The following is a 597-nucleotide window of genomic DNA, read 5'->3' on the forward strand; positions in this document are numbered from 1 at the left end:
GCGCGGCCTCCTCGACCGCGTCCAGCGCGTTCCGGATCAGGTTGAAGATCACCTGTTCCAGCTCGATCCGGTCGGCCAGAACCGGCACCGCCCGGGCCGTGCCCCGGATGGCCACGGTGGCGCCCGCCGCCTTGGCCTGGGTGCGCAGCAGGGTCTCGGCGACGGCCACGCAGTCGCGCAGATCGACCACTTGCGGCGCTTGCGCGCGCGGCCGCGTCCAGGTCCGAAGCCGGTCAAGGATGGCCGCGGCGCGGCGGGTCTGCGCGATGATCTCCTCCAGCCCCCCGGCGATCTGGCGGGTGTCCCCGCGCGCCACCAGCCGCCGGGCCGCCTGGGCCTGTGCCAGGACCGCCGTCAGCGGCTGGGTCAGCTCATGCGCCATGCCGCTGGCCATCTCGCCCAGGGCATTCACGCGGCTGGCGTGGCTGAGACGGGTTTCCAGATCGCTCAGCTCGGCCCGGCGTTCGGCGGCCCGGATGCGCGCGCGCTGGCGGCGCAATGCCCGGATGGCAAGGGCGGCAAGGCTGATCCCGGCCAGCACCAGCGCGACCCGGACCGGCGGCAGCAGGTCGCCGGGATGCAACGCCGTGGCGGTCA

At 74.7% G+C, this 597-nt stretch carries 1 protein-coding gene; it reads right to left on the reverse strand.

What is annotated here, in order from left to right; translation table 11 throughout:
• Positions 1-597, reverse strand: a 597-nt coding sequence (locus tag AB0T83_RS20310) for a sensor histidine kinase (protein WP_366195009.1), incomplete at both ends; no start/stop codon positions are given.

Source organism: Meridianimarinicoccus marinus (assembly GCF_040689105.1).
Classification (GTDB): Bacteria; Pseudomonadota; Alphaproteobacteria; order Rhodobacterales; family Rhodobacteraceae; genus Meridianimarinicoccus; species Meridianimarinicoccus marinus.